Here is a 21,065-nt window from a genome sequence, read left to right on the forward strand (position 1 = left end):
AATGCGTAAGTACTCTAGCGTTCTACTAAGCGTACTTGTAGCCGGATCGTTGTTATCTGCTTGCAGCGGCAACAATAACGGAAACACAGCGGGAAACAAAGGCGGGGAAGCATCTACTGCGCCAACAAATGCGGTAACTGATAATACAGCAACCGCTACAGAGGCGCCAGTGGATGACATTACTCAAAGAAAAGTGACGATCAAGATTCACTATCCAACACCTGACTTGACTGAAGTGAGAGCGCAAGAAGATGACAAGATTAAACGTTTCCAGGCTGAATATCCAAATGTTGAAATTGTTAAAGACGACTGGCAGTACAATGTAAGTGAAATCGGAATCAAAATGGCTGCGAATGAAGCACCAACCTTCTTTAACACCTATGCTACAGAAGCTAAATTCCTGGTGGAAAAGGGCTGGGTTGCTGACATTACGGATCTTTGGAACAAATACGAATTTAAGGATCAAATTAACCCAGTACTGCAAAATCAGTTCATCATTGATGGTAAAGTTTTCGGAGTAACTCAAAAAGGTTATGTAACAACTACTATGATCAACAAAAAAATGCTGGATGAAAAAGGCGTTGCGGTCCCACCAATGGATTGGACTTGGGATGATATGCTGAATACGGCTAAAGGCGTAGCTGATGTCAAAAAAGGTATTTCCGGTATTGCTCCAATGGGTAAAGGTAACGAAGCAGGCTGGAACTGGACCAACTTCCTGTTCGAAGCTGGCGGTGAAATTCAAAAGGTTGAAGGCGGGAAGGTTGTCGCTACCTTTAATTCCGATGCTGGTGTTAAAGCACTGGATTTCTACAAGAAACTTAGATGGGAAGCTAACGCGATTCCTCAGGACTGGGCACTTGGCTGGGGCGATGCTGTAGGAGCATTCCAACAAAGTCGTACAGCTATGGTAATGGCTGGGTCCGATGGCGTAATCGAGCAAGCACTGAATCAAGGTGGACTGAAACCTGAGGATGTGCTCACATATCCAATGCCTGCTATGGAAAAAGGCGGCAAGCATACGGGGGTACTTGGTGGTGATTACCTCGTAATTAATCCGAATGCAACACCAGATGAGCAAGAAATGGCATTCCGTTATATCACATTTGATTACTTCTCTGATAAAGGTTTGGAAGCACTGGATGCAGTTCTTCAACAACGTACAGCTGATGGTAAATACTTTATCCCGCCACTCTTAGATTACTACTCAGCAGATTCTGAGTTTGGTAAGAAGACCAAAGCGGTTTATGACAAGTACACCAACGTATACCAATATAGCCCTGACATTATGGGACTTTTGGATGGTAAACCTGAAGCTCAATACAATACACAGGACTACTACGCAACCATGTCCAATGTCATTCAAGAGCTGTTCTCCAAAAAAGGAACGGATTCCAAGAGCCAGCTAGAAGCAGCAGCTAAAACAGTACAAGAGAAATTCTTTGATACGATTAAAGCGGAATAGTTTAATGCAAAAACCGGCCCCTTTGGGGCCGGTTTTTTTGTTGTGAAGATTTATAAATTTATAAATCTTCAGAAATAGTGATAATCTATTGGAAATTATTACAGTGTAGGAAAATCGTAATTGACTTTGATGAAGAGAATATATTTTTGTGTACTGATTTTAGATATATGGAATAAAAAGGAGCTGAAATTTTGCTTATTAAAGTATAATTCTAAGATTTAAAGGGTTTTATAGCACATAAAATGGTAAAAAGACTATAATATGATCGAATGAAAGCGCTTTGAAAACAAATCAAAAAAACTTTATACTTTGTGAAAGATTTCACTATACAAGGTGGAAATCATGTGATAAGATAAATGTGTAGAGAAAAACAACTAAAAATTGACAGGAGGACGAGGGAGATGGCAGTTAAGAACGAAGTCGCCGCCCAAGTTAAACAAGTTACCGCTGAAGAGTATATTCAGAATTTAGTGGATAAAGCAAAAAAAGCGCATGAGGCGTTCATGGCGCTAGACCAAGAGCAAGTTGACACAATCGTTCATGCAATGGCGTTGGCTGGACTCGACAAACATATGTACCTCGCAAAATTGGCCGTAGAAGAAACTGGACGCGGCGTATACGAAGACAAAATTACGAAGAACATCTTCTCAACTGAATATATCTGGCACGGAATTAAATACGATAAAACAGTAGGCGTTATTGAAGACAACGCTTATGATAGCTTCCAAAAAATTGCTGAACCCGTCGGAATTGTTATGGGTATCACACCGGTAACCAACCCTACATCCACCACGATGTTTAAAGCGTTGATTTCGATTAAGACACGGAACCCTATTATATTCGGTTTCCACCCATCTGCGCAAGAGTGTAGTGCAGCTGCTGCAAAAATTCTTCATGATGCTGCCGTGAAAGCTGGCGCTCCTGAGAACTGTATCCAATGGATTGAAATGCCAACAATGGACAAGACAAACGCATTGATGAACAACCCAGACGTTGCTCTTATCTTGGCAACTGGTGGTTCTGCAATGGTAAAAGCAGCTTATAGCTGTGGTAAACCAGCACTTGGCGTAGGCCCTGGTAACGTACCTGCTTTCATTGAAAAGAGCGCGGATATTGATCAAGCCGTAACGGACATCATTCTTTCTAAAACATTTGATAATGGTATGATCTGTGCTTCCGAGCAAGCTGTTATTATCGAAGAACCAATCTTCGATCAAGTGAAGAAAAAAATGATTGCTAATGGCTGCTACTTTGTGAATAAAGAAGAAGCTGCCAAACTGACTAGTGGAGCAATGAATGTAGATAAATGTGCGGTTAACCCAGCAATCGTAGGTCAATCCGCAGTGAAAATTGCTGAAATGTGTGGCATTCAAGTCCCTGCCGGCACAAAGATTCTGGTAGCAGAACTTGAAGGTGTAGGCACTAAATATCCACTTTCCGCTGAAAAATTAAGCCCGGTTCTTGCTTGCTACAAAGTTAAAAATGCAGATCAAGGTATCGAACGCGCAGCTCAAATTGTTGAATTTGGTGGTATGGGACATAGCTCGGCTATCCACTCCAACAACGAAGAAGTAATCATGAAGTTCTCTAACCGTCTGCAAACAGGACGTATTCTCGTTAACTCGCCTTCCACACATGGTGCGATCGGCGATATCTATAACACTAATATCCCTTCGTTGACTCTGGGTTGTGGATCTTATGGTCGTAACTCCGTGTCGCAAAACGTTACAGCAATCAATTTGATCAACGTGAAAAGGGTGAATCGTCGTACCGTGAATATGCAATGGTTTAAAGTACCTGACAAGATCTATTTCGAAAAAGGCGCTACTCAGTACCTGACCAAAATGCCTGATATCACACGTGTCGCAATTATCACTGACCCAATGATGGTTAAGCTTGGATATGTTGAAAGAGTTGAACATTACCTGCGTCAACGTCAAACTCCTGTAGCTATCGAAGTGTTCTCTGAAGTTGAACCAGATCCATCGACAACTACAGTTGAAAAAGGTACTGCAATGATGAACAGATTCCAACCGGACTGCATTATCGCACTTGGCGGCGGTTCCCCAATGGATGCTGCAAAAGGAATGTGGTTATTCTATGAACATCCAGACGCAGACTTTAATGGTCTGAAACAAAAATTCATGGATATCCGTAAACGGGTATATAAATTCCCTAAACTTGGTAACAAAGCTAAGTTTGTAGCGATTCCAACAACTTCGGGTACAGGTTCGGAAGTAACATCTTTCGCAGTTATTACCGATAAAACAACTGAACAGCACACTAAATATCCTTTGGCTGACTACGAGTTAACTCCAGATGTGGCTATCATTGATCCAGAGTTCGTATACAGCTTGCCAAAAACTGCAGTTGCTGATACAGGTATGGACGTATTGACACATGCTATCGAAGCTTATGTATCTGTTATGGCGAGTGACTATACTGATGGTCTAGCTATTAAAGCGATCCAACTGGTATTCCAATACCTTGAAAAATCAGCGCTGGAAGGCGACAGAGTAGCACGTGAGAAAATGCATAACGCATCAACACTTGCTGGTATGGCCTTTGCCAATGCATTCTTGGGTATTAACCACAGTTTGGCGCATAAATGGGGCGGACAGTACCACACTGCTCATGGTCGTACTAACGCGATCCTTATGCCACACGTTATCCGCTACAATGCTAAAAAACCTACGAAGTTCGCTTCGTTCCCTAAATATTCGCACTTCGTAGCTGATGAGCGTTATGCTGAAATTGCCCGTATTCTGGGATTGCCAGCTCGCACAACTGAAGAAGGTGTAACTAGCCTGATCAATGCTATTCGCGATATGAATAAAAAATTGGGCATCGAAGAATCGTTCCAACAACTGGGCTTTGATCCTAAGGACTTCGAATCCCGCGTAGATTACTTGGCTGACCGTGCGTTTGAAGATCAATGTACAACTGCCAATCCTAAGCTGCCACTGGTATCTGAGCTTGCTGATGTATACCGTAATGCGTTCTACGGAAGATTTGATAATTAATAAATGGTTAAATAGAGAATAGGATAGTTGTGGACTTAGATAAAGGTGACAAATATCACTCGAAAGGTGATATTTGTCACAGTGTTTTTATAGAAAATAAACTAGAATGTTTATATAAACAACGGTCCCACATATGAAATGTTGATTGTGAAATTTGGAACAACCACATCTTTTTGGGGATCACGAGACACGGGATCAACCTTCAAGCCCGCGATCTCTACAAATATAATAAATATAGATGGAGGGATTTAGCATGTCGGTGATTGAAAAAGAAGTAAATGAAGTGAAATCCGGTTGGAGAAGTTTTACAAAAGGTAAATGGTCCAAGAAAGTTGACGTTAACAATTTTATTGCTAGTAACATTAAGCCTTATGAAGGTAACGAAGAGTTCCTCGTAGGTCCTACTAGTAACACAACTGAACTATGGAAGATTATTTCTCAACTGAGCAAGGAAGAAAGAGAAAGAGGCGGCGTATGGGATGTTTCCCTAGATACTGTCTCCACAATCACTTCACACGCTCCAGGCTACATTGACAAGGACAAGGAACAAATCGTAGGCGTACAGACTGACGCTCCTTTCAGACGTTCCATTCAGCCATTCGGCGGGATCAAGATGATGGTCGATGCTACGAAGGCTTATGGCTTCGAGCTTCCACAAAACATCGTCGACATGTTCACGAACATTCGCAAAACGCATAACCAAGGCGTATTTGATGCATATACACCAGACATGAGAGCAGTACGTAAATCCGGCGTTATCACAGGTCTTCCTGATGCTTACGGCCGTGGACGTATTATCGGCGACTACCGCCGCATTGCTCTGTACGGTATTGATTTCTTGATTAAAGACAAAAAGCAACAACTAACTGAGCTTGAAGTTGATTCCATGACAGAAGAAGTAATTCGTTTGCGTGAAGAGCTGTCTGAGCAAATTCGTGCACTGGGCGAATTGAAAGAAATGGCAGCAGCTCACGGTATGGATATTTCCAAACCAGCGACGAACTTCAAGGAAGCTACTCAATGGGTATACTTTGGATATCTGGCAGCAGTTAAAGAACAAAATGGTGCGGCGATGTCCCTGGGACGTGTTTCTTCCTTCCTAGACATCTATGCAGAACGCGATATTGAAGAAGGTACTTTGACTGAAGAACAAGTACAAGAAATTGTCGATCATTTCGTAATGAAACTGCGTATCGTGAAATTCTTGCGTACACCTGACTATAATGATCTGTTCTCCGGCGACCCTACTTGGGTAACTGAATCCATCGGTGGTATGGCTGAAGATGGAACCACTCGTGTTACCAAGAACAGCTTCCGTTTCCTGAACACCCTGTACAACTTGGGTCCAGCTCCGGAACCAAACTTAACTGTTCTGTGGTCCGAGAGATTGCCTGAAGGCTTCAAGAAATATTGTGCTAAGGTTTCCATCGAAACTAGTGCAATTCAGTATGAAAATGACGATCTAATGCGTCCATACTGGGGTGACGATTATGCTATTGCTTGCTGCGTATCTCCAATGCGTATCGGTAAACAAATGCAGTTCTTCGGCGCTCGTGCCAACCTGGCAAAAGCTTTGCTGTATGCTATTAATGGTGGTAAAGACGAAAAATCCGGAGCACAAGTTGGACCGGAATTCCCAGCGATCACTTCTGAATATCTGGATTATGACGAAGTAATGAAACGCTTCAAACCGATGATGGAGTGGTTGGCTAAGACTTACGTTAACACTTTGAACATCATTCACTATATGCATGACAAATATTCTTACGAACGTATCGAAATGGCACTGCATGATCGCGACATTCTGCGTACGATGGCTTGCGGTATCGCTGGTCTGTCCGTTGCAGCTGACTCGCTGAGTGCTATTAAATACGCGAAGGTTAAACCGATCCGTAACGAACAAGGTATTGCAATTGACTTCGAAACCGAAGGCGAATTCCCTTGCTACGGTAACAATGACGATGCTGTAGACAGCATCGCAGTAGAATTGGTTGAAACCTTCATGACAATGATCCGTAAAAACAAAACTTATCGTGATGCTGTGCCAACTCAATCGGTATTGACCATTACTTCGAATGTAGTGTACGGTAAGAAGACAGGTACAACACCTGACGGACGTAAAAAAGGCGAACCATTCGCACCAGGTGCTAACCCAATGCACGGACGCGACAAGAAAGGTGCTCTGGCTTCACTGAACTCTGTAGCCAAACTGCCTTACTCCGATGCACAAGATGGTATCTCCAATACGTTCTCTATCGTACCTAAGGCACTAGGTAAAGACGATGAATCCTGTAAGTCTAACCTGGTACACATGATGGACGGATACTTCCATAATAACGCTCAGCATTTGAACGTTAACGTATTTAACCGTGAACAGCTGATGGACGCTATGGATCACCCAGAGAACTATCCACAATTGACTATCCGCGTATCCGGTTATGCAGTTAACTTCATCAAGCTGACTCGCGAACAGCAAATGGACGTAATTAACCGTACGTTCCATGGTTCGATGTAATTCGTTCCTATTTATAAAGATCTTTGATTTAAATTCTACATTGAAATAGTTGCAAGGAAGATACCGCCCTTGTCTCAAGGGCGGTAATATCTTGTTTGAGAATGGTTAAAATTTTAAATTTCACAGCCGCGATTAAGGGGAATGACAGTCTCAAGGACAGGGAGCTTCTTCGTGAAAGAGGGACTGTTAGTCTATCGTGGCGAAAGGATGACATCCTATGATTAAAGGTCGCATACACTCTTTGGAAACCTTTGGGACCGTTGACGGGCCTGGTATTCGTTTTGTCTTATTCATGCAGGGCTGCTTGTTGAAGTGCCAATATTGTCATAACCCTGATACTTGGGCTTTAGATGAAGGCAAAGAAATGAGTCTGGAAGAAGTGCTTTCTGAGATCGAGCCTTATTTGAACTACTATCGTTCTTCCGGAGGCGGACTGACTGTATCCGGTGGAGAACCTACTTTGCAGGCACAATTTGTAAAGCAGTTATTTACGGAAGTTAAGAAACGTTGGAATTTGCACACTACACTAGATAGTAATGGTTATAATGAAGGTGACAAGATTAATGACTTGTTGGATGTTACGGACTTGGTAATGCTTGACTTGAAGCATATTGATGAAGAAGCACACATTAAGTTAACTGGAAAATCTAATGACCGGACCTTGAAGCTTGCACGCTGGCTATCGGATCATAACCGTAAGATGTGGATTAGACATGTATACGTTCCAGGCATTCATGACCGTGAAGAGGATCTTATTAATTTAGGTCGTTATATTGGAACCTTAAATGGCGTTGAGAAGTTTGAAATCTTACCTTATCATCAAATGGGTATCTATAAATGGGAAATGCTTGGCAAGGCTTATGAATTGGATGGAGTGCCATCCCCTACGGATGAAGAAGTTCAGCGGGCGTACCGCTTAGTCGAAGAAGGTCGTAAGCAGACAGCGTTGGTATAATTCTTACCTACATTAAGTGGAGCCGTTCCTTCAGTGATTTACTGCTGAAGGAACGGCTTTTTTTGTTATGAGGGACGTCTGATGTCATTTAAAGGGGTAATTTTGTATTTTCGCTTTAAAAAAATGGTATATTTACTGCTGTTAATTAACGACTTGGAAATACGTTATGATATATATTGTATCATTGCATTGAGTTTTTATGATTATTTTCAAAGTATATGTATGGTTAAATCACGCTATAAAGCTTTTAATCGTAATTATTACTGAAATAAAGTTATATTATATTACATGTTGTGTAGTTGATTCCGCTTTCATTAGAGATTTTTATCCCTATAGTGGATGAATCTTAACCTTACGAGAATGGAATCTGTTTTCTATAATAAGAAGTGTAAAGCACAACATTATATGGGGGGTCACAAGAAATGAAAAAAGGTATGACTTTGCTATTGTCCCTGATTTTTGTATCATCAGCTTTACTGGCAGGTTGCGGAGGCAACAACAATGCATCTTCTAACAAAGGAGATGGAAACGCTACCGCGACGAATTCAGCGGATGCTACAAATGCTCCAGCAACAGAAGAACCGGTTAGTAGCGAGCCGTTCGAAATGACGATTCGTCACACTCAAATCGGTGCCGACAAACAGAAACGTTTAGCTATTCTGCAAGAAGTAGTGAAAAAGGTAGAAGGCGATGTACCGGGTCTGACCTTTAAGCTTGATGGAGTAGATTCGGATGTAAACCGTAAAGAAAAATTACGTGGTGAAATGGCTGCAGGTAATCCACCAGAGATCTTCGATCTTTTCGGAAGCCCTGACTCTAAGATCTATGCTAAAGAAGGTAAATTACTCGATCTGACTCCAATCCTAGAGGAACTTGGAATTAAGGATAAATTCTCAAATCTTGATCCTTTCACTTATGAAGGAAAAATTTACGGATTGCCTATCGGTGGATCTGGTGAAGGCTTCTTCTACAACAAAGAATACTACAATAGCAAGGGTTGGAAAGCTCCAACAACATTTGCTGAATTGGAACAACAATTGGCTGACATCAAGGCTGACGGCAAAGTACCTTTGGCTGGTGCATCTAAGGCTGGTTGGGTACCACTTATGCTAGCTAACCACTTGTGGTCACGTTATGCAGGTCCAGATGTAACTGCTAAGTTTGCAACAGGCGAAGCTAAATGGACTGATCCAAACGTTGTAAAAGGTTTTGCGAAGTACAAAGAATGGGTTGACAAAGGATACTTCAAAAAAGGCGAACTTGGTTTCGAGTATGCTGAATATACAACACAATTCACTAGTAGTGAAGCAATCCTCTTGTATGATGGTACTTGGAAATCTTCCGTATTTAAAGAAGGACAATCTGGCGAAGGTTTGATCGGTAAAGTTGGATTCTTCAATATTCCTCCAGTTGATGGTGGCGTAGGCGACCAAACTGCATTGATGCGCGATGTAAACAATGGCTACGGTTTCTCTGCTTCTGCTGAGAAAGATCCACGTCAATTGGCTGCTGTGAAATCTTTCATCAAAAACTTGTTTAACGAAGAAATGCAATTACGTGGTCTTGTTGAAGATGGCGTATTGCCAGCAATGAAAATTGATCAAAACGTGCTGAATGAAAATATTACGGATGATCTGATGAGCGAAATCGTAGGTGTACTTAATAACTCACAATCTTCGTTCCCAGCATTTGACTCACTTGTTCAAGCTGATGTAACTACAGAAATCAGTAACATTCAAATTCAAAAGCTAATTGGTGGTCAGACAACTCCAGAGAAAATGGGCGAAGCTTTACAGAAGGTACAAGAAGAAGCAAACGCAGCAGTTGAATAAGTAGCTGCAAATTGAATGTACCCTGGTGCCAGAACCAGGGTACATTTTTAAACTCAAAGAAATTATGTGTTTGCAAAGATCTAAAACATTCATTGTTCGCCAGATGTCAAAGCAACCGGAGGTAGTCATGAATAAAGCACTAAGAAATCCATTGGTATTTTTCCTTTTTATTCTTCCAGCACTGATCTTGTTCACGATGTTCTTCATCTATCCCATCTTTAGTTCAATCTATTACAGCTTTACTAGCTGGAATGGGGTATCTGACACAGTCAAGTCTGCCGGAATCAGTAATTTTGAGAAGGCATTAGGAGACGAACGATTCTGGATATCTGTCAAAAATAACGGTTTCTTTATTCTTTTCTCCTGTTTTGTACAGGTACCGTTAATCATATTCTTCTCGTTATTGATATCGAATGTAAAGAAGCTAAAAGGCTTGTATAAGACAGCGGTCTTCATGCCTTCTATTATGTCTACAGCAGTTATCGGTATTCTATGGGGCTTCATTTATGAGCCCAACATTGGACTTTTAAATAAGGTTCTAGGCTTAGTTGGTATTGATCCACTTTACTGGCTGTCGGATGAAAGATTCGCAATGTTATCCATCCTGATCACGAATGCTTGGCAATGGACCGGATTCTACATTGTAATGGTACTTGCAGCTATTCTGTCGATACCAGGTGAATTGGATGAAGCAGCTGCCATTGATGGCGCAACTGGATTCCAACGTGCTACACGCATCACGCTTCCACTAATTGTTCCAATCATCTCTGTTGTGATCATGTTGTCCATTGCTGGAGCAATGAAAGCGGCGGATATCGTCATTGTAATGACTAAGGGTGGACCTGCTGGTTCAACCGATGTAATGGCAACTTATATGATTAAATATGCTATCACTAACTTTAAGTACGGGTACGGTAATGCCATTGCAGTCCTGATCTTTGTATTTACACTGGTGGTTACAGCCGTTTATCAGCTGCTGATAGCCCGACGCACAGAAAGGATTGAATACTGATGCCACGCGCCCTGAAAAAAAGTTTGCCACATGTCGCACTTTTGTCCTATCTACTAGTTATTCTATTTCCTTTCCTGTTCGTGTTATTCTCCTCTGTGAAAAAGGATAATAATGCAATAGCACTTAACCCTTTTGGAATTCCAAAGGAGTTCGTCTTCAATAACTACGTTGAAGCTTGGGTAAATGCCAAGATCAGCACCTACTTTTTTAACAGTTTGTACATTTCCATATTGGCTTCTGTAGTATCTATCATTCTAGCGTCTATGTTTGCTTTTGCAGTTACTCGGATGCGCCAAGGCAAATGGAATACGATTTTGTTCACCTTAGTTATGGTGGGAATGCTCATTCCAAATAACGCATTGATGCTTCCTATTTATACGATTGTACGTAAGATGGGGATTCTGAATACGCACTGGGCGTTGATTATCCCTTATATCGCGAATGCAATTCCGTTTACGATAATTATATTGGCTGCATTTATGCGCTCGTTGCCTAGAGAAATTGAAGAGGCAGCGGTCATGGATGGGTTGAAGGCACCAGGTATCTTTGCTAAAATTATTGTACCTCTAACCGTACCTGCCATGGTTACTGTATTCATTGTTAATTTCCTGGGCAATTGGAACGAATTCTTGCTGGCAAACTACTTCCTATCAAATGATGAATTACGTACGCTCCCAGTGGGTATGGTTCAATTCCGTGATCAATATCAGATGAACTATGCACAAATGTCAGCGGGTATCGTCTTCAGCGTTCTGCCAGTAATTGTGATTTATGCGATTTTACAGGAAAAAATTATTGAAGGCGTAACTGCGGGTGGCGTAAAAGGATAACTTTTTTTCTCAGTCAGGAGCACTAGCCGATGAATTTGCGCTATAAATTATTTACGGCATTTTTGGGCCTGATAATCATTCCCTTATTTATTCTAGGCATGCTTATGTTTTTCGTGACGTATAACTCTATTGAAAAGAAGTACAGTCAACAGTCGGAATACTCACTCAAAGCAATTAGTTACAGTATATCAAATGTGTTAAAAGATATGGATAACGTTACAGACAACGGAATTGCTACCTCGGTTTTTCATATGGCACTTAGCGCAGAAGATCCTTCTAATCAAGATTTGACTGATGCTGAGCAACTCAATTTGAATGCAAGCCAGCGCAATTTCCGTAGTCTGTTGTTTAACCATCCATCGATTAGCTATGCTTTTTTATACAATTTTAACGGTAGAGGTAACTCTGAAATCGTGTCGCTTTTTAATAAGGAAAATTTCCGAACGCTACCCTATGATACTTTCAAAAAAAGTGATTTGTACCAGGAAGTAATGGATTTGAATGGCGTGCCAAAATGGCTGGCTCCTCATGAGTATCCCGAACTTACAGGAACTGAACCTGTGTTTACACAAATTCGACTCGTGAAGGAACTGAGCTTCTTTCAGAACATAGGTATCCTTGTTGTACAGATCAAAAATTGGGAGCTCGAATCGATATTTCGCAATTTAAAAATTGGGGATAGTAATCAGGATGTTTCGTTTATGCTAGTAAATGATGACGGAATGATTCTATTTGACCCAGATCAAAAGCTGGATGGGCAGGATATTCAGTCATTCGCGAATAAAGAGATTACCTTCAAAAAAGGGTTTCAGAGTTTTAAAACAGAGTATAACGGGGAGAAGAGTATTCTCTCCATGTATCATTTGAAAGATTATCCTTGGAGTCTAGTGTCTGTAACCTCATGGGACTCTTTATCTCGAGAAGTTACAGTATTTGCACGCTGGTTTGTAGGGGTTATCTTCCTTTGCTTTTTGGCAGCGGTGATCTTCAATCTATTCTTTATGAATCGCATTACTGGTGCAATAGCCGTAATTGTTCGTTTTATGCGACGTGTTGAGGATGGAGATCTAACTTCGCGGGTAGAAGTGAAGGGGAATGATGAGTTAACGCTTCTTGGTAAGGGCTTTAATGATCTTATGGATAAAATTAACCGATTGTTTAACAGAATCCATTTGGAACAGCGTCGCAAGAATCAAGCCGAGATGCGTGTTCTACAGGCTCAGATTAAACCGCATTTTTTATTCAATACGTTAGAGTCGATTAATGTTCTGGCTATACAGAATGAAGGCAAGAAAGTCAGTGAGATGGTCTACCGACTGGCAAGTATTTTACGTATTAGCATTCAGGATCGAGAAGAAATTACACTGGATGAAGAGATTAAACATCTTCGCAATTATTTGGATATTCAAAAATTTAGATTTGAGGATTTATTTGAATACGATATTGATATCCCACAAGAATTGATGAGTTGCGGCATTTTAAAGCTTACTTTGCAACCGCTTGTAGAGAATAGCATTCAGCATGGATTTGAGGGTATTGATTACAAAGGTCAAGTTTCTGTGAAAGTTTGGGAGAAGCAAGGGGACTTAATTTTACGAATTGAAGATAACGGTATTGGAATTACACCATCTCAGTTGTCTATTTTCCAATATATTGTGAATGATCCTGTGGAGCAAGAGGTTGAAGTTGAACGGGAAAACCGGATGAATCTTGAACGTAGAGGCCTTGGCATTCGCAGTGTAGCGGATCGCATCCGCATTGAATACGGTGACAGATATGGAATATTTATTTGTTCCAGTCCAGGATATGGTACTATTATTCAATGTGTCATACCTAAATACGAGCAGGGGGAAGATCATTATGCTAAAAGTATTATTGGTAGATGACGAAGCCCCAATTCTGAATAATCTGAAGAGAGTGTTGCCATGGCAGGAGATGGGGATGGAGGTCGTCGGTATGGCGCGAAGCGGCATGGACGCCTTGCGCATTGCTGAAGAGGAGCAACCCGATCTTGTGTTGAGTGACATTCGTATGCCAGTGATGGACGGGTTAACTTTTGTAGGAAAGCTGCGGGAATTGGGATTGGATAGTGAGGTACTGCTTCTTACCGGGTATCAGGAATTTGACTATGCACGGGAAGCGATCCGGCTTGGGGTAAAAGAATACATTTGTAAGCCGATACATTATGAGGAACTTGGCAATAAGGTACGTGAGATCGGAGCTAATATCCGTAGTAAACAGTTTAAGAATAAACTGTATAATAGCATCCCTTTGTTTCAAGAGATTCCTGAAGTTGACAATGGCAAAAAAACGCCGGATCAGCTAATGAACTTGGCCGCTCAATACATCACTGAACATCTTCATTCAGATATCGGGATTGAGGAAGTGGCGAATAAGATCGGCATCAGTGGCAGTTACTTCTGCCTCTTGTTTAAGAACCGTTTTGCAATGACTTTCGTGGAATACGTAACACAACAACGAATTGAAGCTGCCAAGTTTATGCTTACTAACAGCGATAAGAGCATTACGGTGATTGGTTCCGGAGTCGGTTATCAGGAACGACGTTATTTCACGAAGGTATTTCAGAAGCAGACGGGGATGTCTCCTAAGGAGTATCGTGACCGAAACGCGGTGAGGTCGGCTTCACTCTGAGGATGTTTGGACTTCCGGTCGCTGTTATCCTCGGATTTCTTGATTGGAAACCGCTGCTCGCGGTTGAAATCCGAGGATAGCATATGCTTCCGAGGTAGCTTTCCAAGGAAAGCTTTTAGGCGAACGCTCCGCTCCTACAGTTCCAAACCTCCTCTCCGTTCCTTCTCCCTCACCACACTTCGTTGTGGGTATGGGGTCATCCCACTCCTGCGGATGTGGGGACTCCCTTGGGAATGCATGGACTATCGACCAGCCAGCAGCTGTGATAAAGATACATAAGTTATAACCAATTAAATGTTTTTAAACAGTAGAGATGATTATCCTTAGTTATTGAGGATAATCATCTCTTTTTTTATAGAAATATAATATGCTCCCTATACTCCCAAAATTTATCATATGTTTTAATTAGAGTGTAAGAAGGAAGTGCAAGGCGATAGCCAAGCAAGCGTGAAAAAGGCTCTAGATTGGGACGATGTGGAAATGGGGGAACAGAACATGAGTGTGACGAATCCTTCCGTCAGCTTATCAGAAGTAGAAAAACGCGGCAGGGGGAGAGTGCCGAATTTTCTGAGAGTGATGAAGAAATATTGGGTGTTCTATTTGATGATGCTCCCAGCCATTATTATTCTGATCATCAATAACTACATACCGATGTTAGGGACGGTAATTGCTTTTAAGGATATCAATTACCAGAAGGGCATTCTAGGCAGTGATTGGGTCGGGTTCTCGAACTTCAAATATTTATTCTCGACAGAGACGGCGTGGATCATTACAAGAAATACCCTGTTGTACAACACTGCGTTTATTGTACTCACACTATTTTTTTCACTGGCTTTTGCGATTATGTTTAACGAAATGCGCAGCAGATGGCTATCGAAATTCCATCAGAGTGCGATGTTTCTCCCATATTTTCTCTCATGGGTCGTCGTCAGTTATTTAGTATACGGCTTTCTAAGTGCTGAGCACGGGTTCATGAACAAGACACTGCTTCCGTTCTTTGGGCTTGATCCAATTGAATGGTATTCGCAGTCGCAATATTGGCCGGGGATTCTAGTGATCGTAAAGCTGTGGAAAGAGATTGGCTATACGACGGTCATTTATATGGCCGCGATCATCGGCATAGATCACGAATATTATGAGGCTGCGCTGATTGACGGTGCTTCTAAATGGAAGCAGATTCGTAAAATCACGCTGCCGCTGATCAGTCCGGTTATCATCGTAATGACGCTACTGCAGATTGGTAGGATTTTTAACGCAGACTTCGGATTGTTCTTTCAGGTTACTAGAAACGCAGGAGCATTATACTCCACTACGCAAGTTATCGACACCTATGTATATCAGACCTTCCTGGCGATTGGTGATATTGGGATGTCCTCTGCCGCGGGTCTCGTTCAATCTGTTGTAGGATTTCTACTGATATTCTTAGCAAATCTAGCAGTACGGCGAATAAGTAAAGATGATGCGTTATTTTAGAGGGAGGTGGGCGTGTTGAGCCAGACAGAAACTGCAATCGGGCCGTCGGGTCGTACAGGAAAGAGAGCTAAACGGCAAAAACAACCCAATGAAATTTCTAATATCTCCAATTTGTTAATTAATATATTCTTCTGGATCTATACGGCGATTTGTGTGGTCCCACTGATCCTCGTGATTATCGTATCGTTCTCAGATGAACAATCGGTTGTGCAGCACGGCTACAGCTTTTTCCCGAACAAGTGGGATATCTCGTCATATGAATTTCTGTTAAAAGATTATTGGCAAATCATAGATGCGGCTGCCGTTTCCTTATTTGTGACGGTGGTTGGAACGATTCTGAGTCTCGTAATTATGGCAATGTATGCCTATCCTATCTCGCGTGGGGATTTTCCACATCGTAATTTCTTTTCGTTCTTTATGTTTTTTACACTTTTGTTTAATGGAGGCTTAGTGCCCTGGTATCTAGTTTATACTCAAATGATGCATTTGAAAGATACGCTATGGATTCTGATTATGCCACTGCTGGTTTCAGCATTCTTTGTCATCATTTTACGAACCTTTTTTGCAAACACAATCCCGCCGGCACTGGTTGAGTCTGCTAAAATCGACGGGGCACCGGAGTTTCGGATCTTCGTTCAAATCATTTTACCTTTGTCGTTACCGGTGCTAGCTACAGTGGGATTATTTCAAACCTTGGCGTATTGGAACGACTGGTATCTCAGCTTGATCTTTATTTCACCTGAAGGGCATGTCAATCTGCAGTATCTAATGTATAAGACGATGTTGAACGTTCAGTTCCTGACTGCAAGCCCCCAAGCGATGGCTGCCCTAGCTGCACAAGGTGTAGAAATCAATCTGCCGACAGAGACAGTAAGAATGGCAATGGCTGTTATTGGGATCGGTCCTATCGTATTCGTTTACTCCTTCTTCCAAAAGTATTTTATCAAAGGACTTACCGTTGGTGCTGTTAAAGGCTAATGAGGATTGGAATGGCTTAATTCGGCGCTCCATGCAAGTGTGTGAACGTCCGATTCAGCATATGTAAATATTTTGAGGGAGGTTATGGTGTACATGAAGGCTATTCGAACAAGCACACTTTTAACGCTGATGCTTATCGTAGTACTCAGTCTTAGCTTAGCTGGATGCGGAGGGAATAACGGGAATAATGAAGGAGCCTCACCAGCGCCAAGTGAAAATGCAACCGCTACCAATGCTGCGGCAACAGATGAGCCCGCTGCAGATCCTACAGCTGAACCGGAGAAGAAATTAGATCCTTATACTGTTAAGTTAATCTATGTCGGTGCCGTTCAAAAGGATGAGCAGGTTGTAGAAGACGCTATCAATAAGCTTCTGGAACCTAAAATTAACGCCAAATTGGATATCGCACCGATCGACTGGGGTCCATGGGACAATGATGTCAATCTGAAGATTGCCAGTCAGGAGAAATTTGATATTATTTTTACAGCCCAATGGAAAAATTATGTAACCAATTCAGCTAAAGGTGCTTACCTCCCACTTAATGATGATAGCGGCAAGTACGGTAATCTATTGAATGAATATGGCCAAGGGATTCTTAAAAATCTCGACCCGCAATTCTTAAAAGGTTCTGCGATCAATGGTGTGAATTATGCCGTTCCTACGAATAAGGAGCTAGCAGCACAAGGCGGGATCGTTTATCGCTCCGATATTGCTGATGAACTGGGTATTGATATGTCGAATGTAAAGACCATTCAAGATTTGGATGTCGTGCTCAAAGTCGTAAAGGAGAAGAGACCTGACCTAACTCCACTGTACTTCAAGCAAGGAGAGACTTTTAACTCCCAGTACATGGCGCAGTACGATACGCTTGGTGATGCTTCAATTCCGGGCGTTCTGCTTAAGGATTCATCGGATACTAAAATCCAATCCATGATTGAACTGGATCGTTATAAAGAAATCATTAAACTTACTCGTGAATATATGAAGAAAGGTTATATTAACAAAGATGCGGCTGTGGCTACAAATTCAACGCAAGATGCAATGAAGGCCGGTAATGTCTTTATGACAGTACAATCACTTAAACCTGGTAAAGATAGTGAATTGGCTAATGCTACAGGTTTGGTCGGAAAACTGAAACAAATTGCTTTTAACGAACCGACGATTTCTACTAGTGATGCAGCAGGATCAATGTTAGCGATCTCCGCTTCCTCGGGTGATCCAGCTCGTGCCATGATGGTATTAGATCTTTTGCACACGGATAAAGAAATCAATAATCTGCTCGTATTTGGTGTAAAAGGTGTCCATTATGATGTTGTTAGCGGTGATACGATTAAAGCTACTGACAAAACGGGTGACTATAATACCGCTGCCGCCTGGATGCTTGGAAGCCAATTCCTGAATCCTGTATGGGAAAGTGAAGCTCCAGACAAATGGGAGCAATTCAAGGCCTTCAACTCCAAAGGTAAAGCTTCTGTTGCGCTCGGTTTTAACTTCGACGCATCCTCTATGAAGACTGAAATGGCAGCTTGTAAAGCTGTAATGGATGAATACGATATCAGTTTGGATACGGGTTCTGTTGATCCCGATACCGTATTGACTAAGTACGCCGACAAGCTGAAGAAAGCCGGACTTGATAAGATTATTGCAGAGAAACAAAAACAATTAGATGCTTTCTTGGCTGCTCAAAAATAAATACTTTAAATGAAACTAAAAGGCTATCCCCGGCATGATTACTGCGCTGGGGATAGCCTTTATTGTACGCTTGGTGAATAGGTTAGCGGAAAGAAGTATCTATTTTTTGCGCTACCTGAATGGCAAGTGACCAAGCCTGCTCGGGATCTAGCTTACCTTGCTCGGCTTTGGTTAAATACTCGAGCATATTTGTTTCTACATCGGCGTGGTGCGGACCGTAGTAGGTGGGAACTACTTCTTGTGCTGCTGTAGAGAGGACACGTCCAACCTCCGAATTAGGAAAATAGGGATCAGACAAGTTATGAATCTCTGGATCGTCATAAATTTCGGACGTGGAGGGAAATGCCCCTTCTGACTTAAATGAAATTAGCTGTTGTGCGGGCTCGGTTAACCATTTGATAAGCGCGAATGACTCCTCTGGATGACTGCCTGTTCTAGGCAAGGTAAGGACGGAACCTCCTCGATTAGCGCTATTTCCTGGGATGGTCGTTACATTCCATAATCCGCTGGCTGTTGGAGCACTACTCTTGATATGATCAATCATCCAAGCAGGACAGAGCATCACTGCAAAGTCGCCGTTTAGCAGACCTGCGCCCCAGCGCTGTGTATCTACAGCAATACCTGCGGATAGATTCAGCTTCAGAGCTTGAATTGCAAAGTCCCAGGCCCCTTTTACTGCTGGATTATTTCCTATGATCAGCTCTTGGGAAGTGGGGCTGTAATATTGAAGCTTGGACTGACGCAGAAGGGTTAGATAAAGATTCTCTAAGTCATTGACAAAGGCTTTGCCTGTTGCCTCATAGACTCTAGTGCCGGCCTTGAGGAATTGGTCCCAAGTTTGGATTCGCTTTGCTACTTCTTCAGGTTTGGTAGGGAGTCCAGATAACGCGAATATGTCAGTTCGATACAACATAGCATAGGGACCAATATCAGTCGGTAATCCGAAGATAAAATCATTACCGAGCACCTCCTGCCATTTCCAACTCAGAAATTGATTCTTTAGATCATTCGCTCCAAATGTTGTTAGATTATAAAAATAATCGGGGAACTGTTTGAAACGATCCAAATAGCTAATATCAATGGCCGCCACATCAGGGGAACTATATCCTGCTGCGAATGAAGTTTGCAGCTTGGCGGGAAGCTGCGTGGAGGTTGAGGTCTGAATATGGATTTCTAGCTCGGGATGCTGCAATTGATACTCTGCTATAAGCGGCTCAAGACCTGATCCAGCCGTAAGCCAGATGTTCAGCTGGATCGGGTCTTGAAGGTCGATATCTTCCTTAGAAGGAGAGATCTGGCAACCGCTTGTATGAAGCAGCAATCCAAAGCTTAACAGGATAGTCAACAGCTTAGCATTCACATGCAAGAGAACACACCTCGTCTTTATTTGTTGTGCTTCTGAAATTCCTGAGGAGTCATACCCATGTATTTCTTGAATATGAGGCTGAAGTACGCAGGATCTTTAAAGCCAACTAATTCGCTAACTTCGTAAACTTTGAGCGTAACATTATTTAACAGTTCTATCGCTTTTTGAATACGAAGCTTGGTAAGAAAACTAGAGAAGCATTCTCCTACATCGTCTTTGAACAGACGGCCCAGATAGGTTGGATTCATGTATAATTCATCTGCAATCATTTTGAGAGAGAGGTTCTCTTGGAGTCGCGAATTCATAGCCTCAATCATCATAGAGATTACCCTGCGTGTAGCCTTTACCTGTAGTTGTTCCGTAAGCTGTGGAGAAGCTGAGCACATGGATACATCACTATAATAGATAACGGGTCGGGTACTATCCTTTTTGAGCTGTTGGCATGCCTGCAGGCTCTCATGATAAGCTGTTGCGAGGGCTCCAAGATCATAGTGAGGGTTGGAGACACCCGCGCAGAAAGGTGATTTCAAGAGGCTAGACAGCTTAATCATCATTTCCTGAGTTAGTGCCTCATCGATTCTTTCGGATTGTTCATGGGGATAAAACAACATGATTATCGCTTCTTGCTCCTCTTGAATGCCGACAACATTAGCGTAAAGCGAAAAACACTCTTCTAATATATTGATTACGGCTGCATACATCGCTTGTTCAGACCAGTACTGTGGCATAACATCACCTAGGTGATTTACAGTAATGATGACAAAAGAATGAAAGGGAGGTATGAGCTGTTCTTCAAAGTAGGGTAATGGAATGCCATAAAGTAGATCAGAAAGGCGTTTCTCCCGAAGGTTCTTTTCTCGCAGCTGCGAGACTTGCCTGTGTTGCTTCTTCAATTCCAGACGTTCATACACACTTGTTACGACTTCGAGGATATTTTCAACTGAATTTGGTTTGACCAGATATTCTCGTACACCGTACCTTATGGCTTGGCTGGCATAGGAGAAATCCTGATAACCAGTGAGCAGTATCGTCTCGGTGTCAGGGTAACATTCATGGATATGCTTAGAAAGCTCGAGTCCATCCATGCCAGGCATACGTATGTCTGATATTACAAGGTCGACTGCCTGCTCTTTTAACAGTTGTATCGCTTCTAATCCGTTCTCTACTGAACCAATGATGCTAAAATTATGGTTCGCACTTCCCAGCATGTCTGACAGGGATCGTCGGACAAAACTTTCGTCGTCAACAATTAACACTTTCATCACTTCGCCC

14 protein-coding genes are annotated in these 21,065 nt (G+C 42.1%); 12 read left to right on the forward strand and 2 right to left on the reverse strand.

Annotation, left to right across the window (positions count from 1 at the left end; translation table 11 throughout):
• Window position 1 precedes the first annotated feature (1 nt).
• The 12 genes from MKY52_RS17430 (at window position 2) to MKY52_RS17485 (ending at window position 18,427) form a co-directional block, all read left to right on the forward strand.
• Window positions 2–1,465, forward strand: coding sequence for an ABC transporter substrate-binding protein (locus MKY52_RS17430; protein WP_341052546.1), 1,464 nt, complete (start codon window positions 2–4; stop codon window positions 1,463–1,465).
• Between the two features lie 401 nt (window positions 1,466–1,866).
• Window positions 1,867–4,488: a bifunctional acetaldehyde-CoA/alcohol dehydrogenase gene (gene adhE, locus MKY52_RS17435; RefSeq protein ID WP_042129885.1), complete on the forward strand. Its 2,622-nt coding sequence runs from the start codon at window positions 1,867–1,869 to the stop codon at window positions 4,486–4,488.
• A 253-nt stretch (window positions 4,489–4,741) separates the two neighbouring features.
• The gene (gene pflB, locus MKY52_RS17440) at window positions 4,742–7,003 is read left to right on the forward strand and encodes a formate C-acetyltransferase (protein ID WP_341052549.1); all 2,262 of its coding nucleotides are present in this window, start codon (window positions 4,742–4,744) and stop codon (window positions 7,001–7,003) included.
• Window positions 7,004–7,220: 217 nt separating this feature from the next.
• Window positions 7,221–7,958: a pyruvate formate-lyase-activating protein gene (gene pflA, locus MKY52_RS17445; RefSeq protein WP_076284458.1), complete on the forward strand. Its 738-nt coding sequence runs from the start codon at window positions 7,221–7,223 to the stop codon at window positions 7,956–7,958.
• Between the two features lie 422 nt (window positions 7,959–8,380).
• Window positions 8,381–9,790, forward strand: coding sequence for an extracellular solute-binding protein (locus MKY52_RS17450; protein WP_042190521.1), 1,410 nt, complete (start codon window positions 8,381–8,383; stop codon window positions 9,788–9,790).
• A 127-nt stretch (window positions 9,791–9,917) separates the two neighbouring features.
• Complete coding sequence (locus MKY52_RS17455; RefSeq protein ID WP_341052551.1) at window positions 9,918–10,802, forward strand: carbohydrate ABC transporter permease; 885 nt, start codon at window positions 9,918–9,920, stop codon at window positions 10,800–10,802.
• Window positions 10,802–11,632, forward strand: coding sequence for a carbohydrate ABC transporter permease (locus MKY52_RS17460; protein ID WP_042129876.1), 831 nt, complete (start codon window positions 10,802–10,804; stop codon window positions 11,630–11,632). The genes MKY52_RS17455 and MKY52_RS17460 overlap by 1 nt, the downstream gene beginning before the upstream one ends.
• 29 nt (window positions 11,633–11,661) lie before the next feature.
• The gene (locus MKY52_RS17465; protein WP_076284461.1) at window positions 11,662–13,518 is read left to right on the forward strand and encodes a cache domain-containing sensor histidine kinase; all 1,857 of its coding nucleotides are present in this window, start codon (window positions 11,662–11,664) and stop codon (window positions 13,516–13,518) included.
• Window positions 13,493–14,284 carry a response regulator transcription factor gene (locus MKY52_RS17470; RefSeq protein WP_340971878.1) on the forward strand — a complete coding sequence of 264 codons (792 nt, stop codon included), beginning with the start codon at window positions 13,493–13,495 and terminating at the stop codon, window positions 14,282–14,284. The genes MKY52_RS17465 and MKY52_RS17470 overlap by 26 nt, the downstream gene beginning before the upstream one ends.
• Before the next feature lie 495 nt (window positions 14,285–14,779).
• Window positions 14,780–15,757 carry an ABC transporter permease gene (locus MKY52_RS17475; protein WP_341052554.1) on the forward strand — a complete coding sequence of 326 codons (978 nt, stop codon included), beginning with the start codon at window positions 14,780–14,782 and terminating at the stop codon, window positions 15,755–15,757.
• Window positions 15,758–15,772: 15 nt separating this feature from the next.
• A complete protein-coding gene (locus MKY52_RS17480) occupies window positions 15,773–16,735 on the forward strand; it encodes a carbohydrate ABC transporter permease (protein ID WP_256716416.1) in 963 nt (320 codons plus the stop codon).
• Between the two features lie 93 nt (window positions 16,736–16,828).
• The gene (locus MKY52_RS17485) at window positions 16,829–18,427 is read left to right on the forward strand and encodes an ABC transporter substrate-binding protein (RefSeq protein WP_341052555.1); all 1,599 of its coding nucleotides are present in this window, start codon (window positions 16,829–16,831) and stop codon (window positions 18,425–18,427) included.
• Between the two features lie 82 nt (window positions 18,428–18,509).
• On the opposite strand, the gene MKY52_RS17490 is transcribed toward MKY52_RS17485, so the two are convergent.
• Window positions 18,510–19,787, reverse strand: a complete 1,278-nt coding sequence (locus MKY52_RS17490; RefSeq protein WP_341053451.1) for an ABC transporter substrate-binding protein — start codon at window positions 19,785–19,787, stop codon at window positions 18,510–18,512.
• Between the two features lie 23 nt (window positions 19,788–19,810).
• Entirely contained in the window at window positions 19,811–21,055 is a 1,245-nt protein-coding gene (locus MKY52_RS17495; protein WP_341052556.1) for a response regulator, read from the reverse strand.
• Window positions 21,056–21,065 lie beyond the last annotated feature (10 nt).

This window comes from Paenibacillus sp. FSL P4-0184 (genome assembly GCF_038004625.1).
Classification (GTDB): domain Bacteria; phylum Bacillota; class Bacilli; order Paenibacillales; family Paenibacillaceae; genus Paenibacillus_AQ.

Excerpts from the sequence above, each read along its gene's own strand:
- pflB (WP_341052549.1), top strand. The coding sequence starts at position 4,742 with ATGTCGGTGATTGAAAAAGAAGTAAATGAAGTGAAATCCGGTTGGAGA.
- adhE (WP_042129885.1), top strand. The coding sequence starts at position 1,867 with ATGGCAGTTAAGAACGAAGTCGCCGCCCAAGTTAAACAAGTTACCGCT.
- MKY52_RS17495 (WP_341052556.1), bottom strand. The coding sequence starts at position 21,055 with ATGAAAGTGTTAATTGTTGACGACGAAAGTTTTGTCCGACGATCCCTG.
- MKY52_RS17485 (WP_341052555.1), top strand. The coding sequence starts at position 16,829 with ATGAAGGCTATTCGAACAAGCACACTTTTAACGCTGATGCTTATCGTA.
- MKY52_RS17460 (WP_042129876.1), top strand. The coding sequence starts at position 10,802 with ATGCCACGCGCCCTGAAAAAAAGTTTGCCACATGTCGCACTTTTGTCC.
- MKY52_RS17450 (WP_042190521.1), top strand. The coding sequence starts at position 8,381 with ATGAAAAAAGGTATGACTTTGCTATTGTCCCTGATTTTTGTATCATCA.
- MKY52_RS17470 (WP_340971878.1), top strand. The coding sequence starts at position 13,493 with ATGCTAAAAGTATTATTGGTAGATGACGAAGCCCCAATTCTGAATAAT.
- pflA (WP_076284458.1), top strand. The coding sequence starts at position 7,221 with ATGATTAAAGGTCGCATACACTCTTTGGAAACCTTTGGGACCGTTGAC.
- MKY52_RS17455 (WP_341052551.1), top strand. The coding sequence starts at position 9,918 with ATGAATAAAGCACTAAGAAATCCATTGGTATTTTTCCTTTTTATTCTT.
- MKY52_RS17430 (WP_341052546.1), top strand. The coding sequence starts at position 2 with ATGCGTAAGTACTCTAGCGTTCTACTAAGCGTACTTGTAGCCGGATCG.
- MKY52_RS17475 (WP_341052554.1), top strand. The coding sequence starts at position 14,780 with ATGAGTGTGACGAATCCTTCCGTCAGCTTATCAGAAGTAGAAAAACGC.
- MKY52_RS17465 (WP_076284461.1), top strand. The coding sequence starts at position 11,662 with ATGAATTTGCGCTATAAATTATTTACGGCATTTTTGGGCCTGATAATC.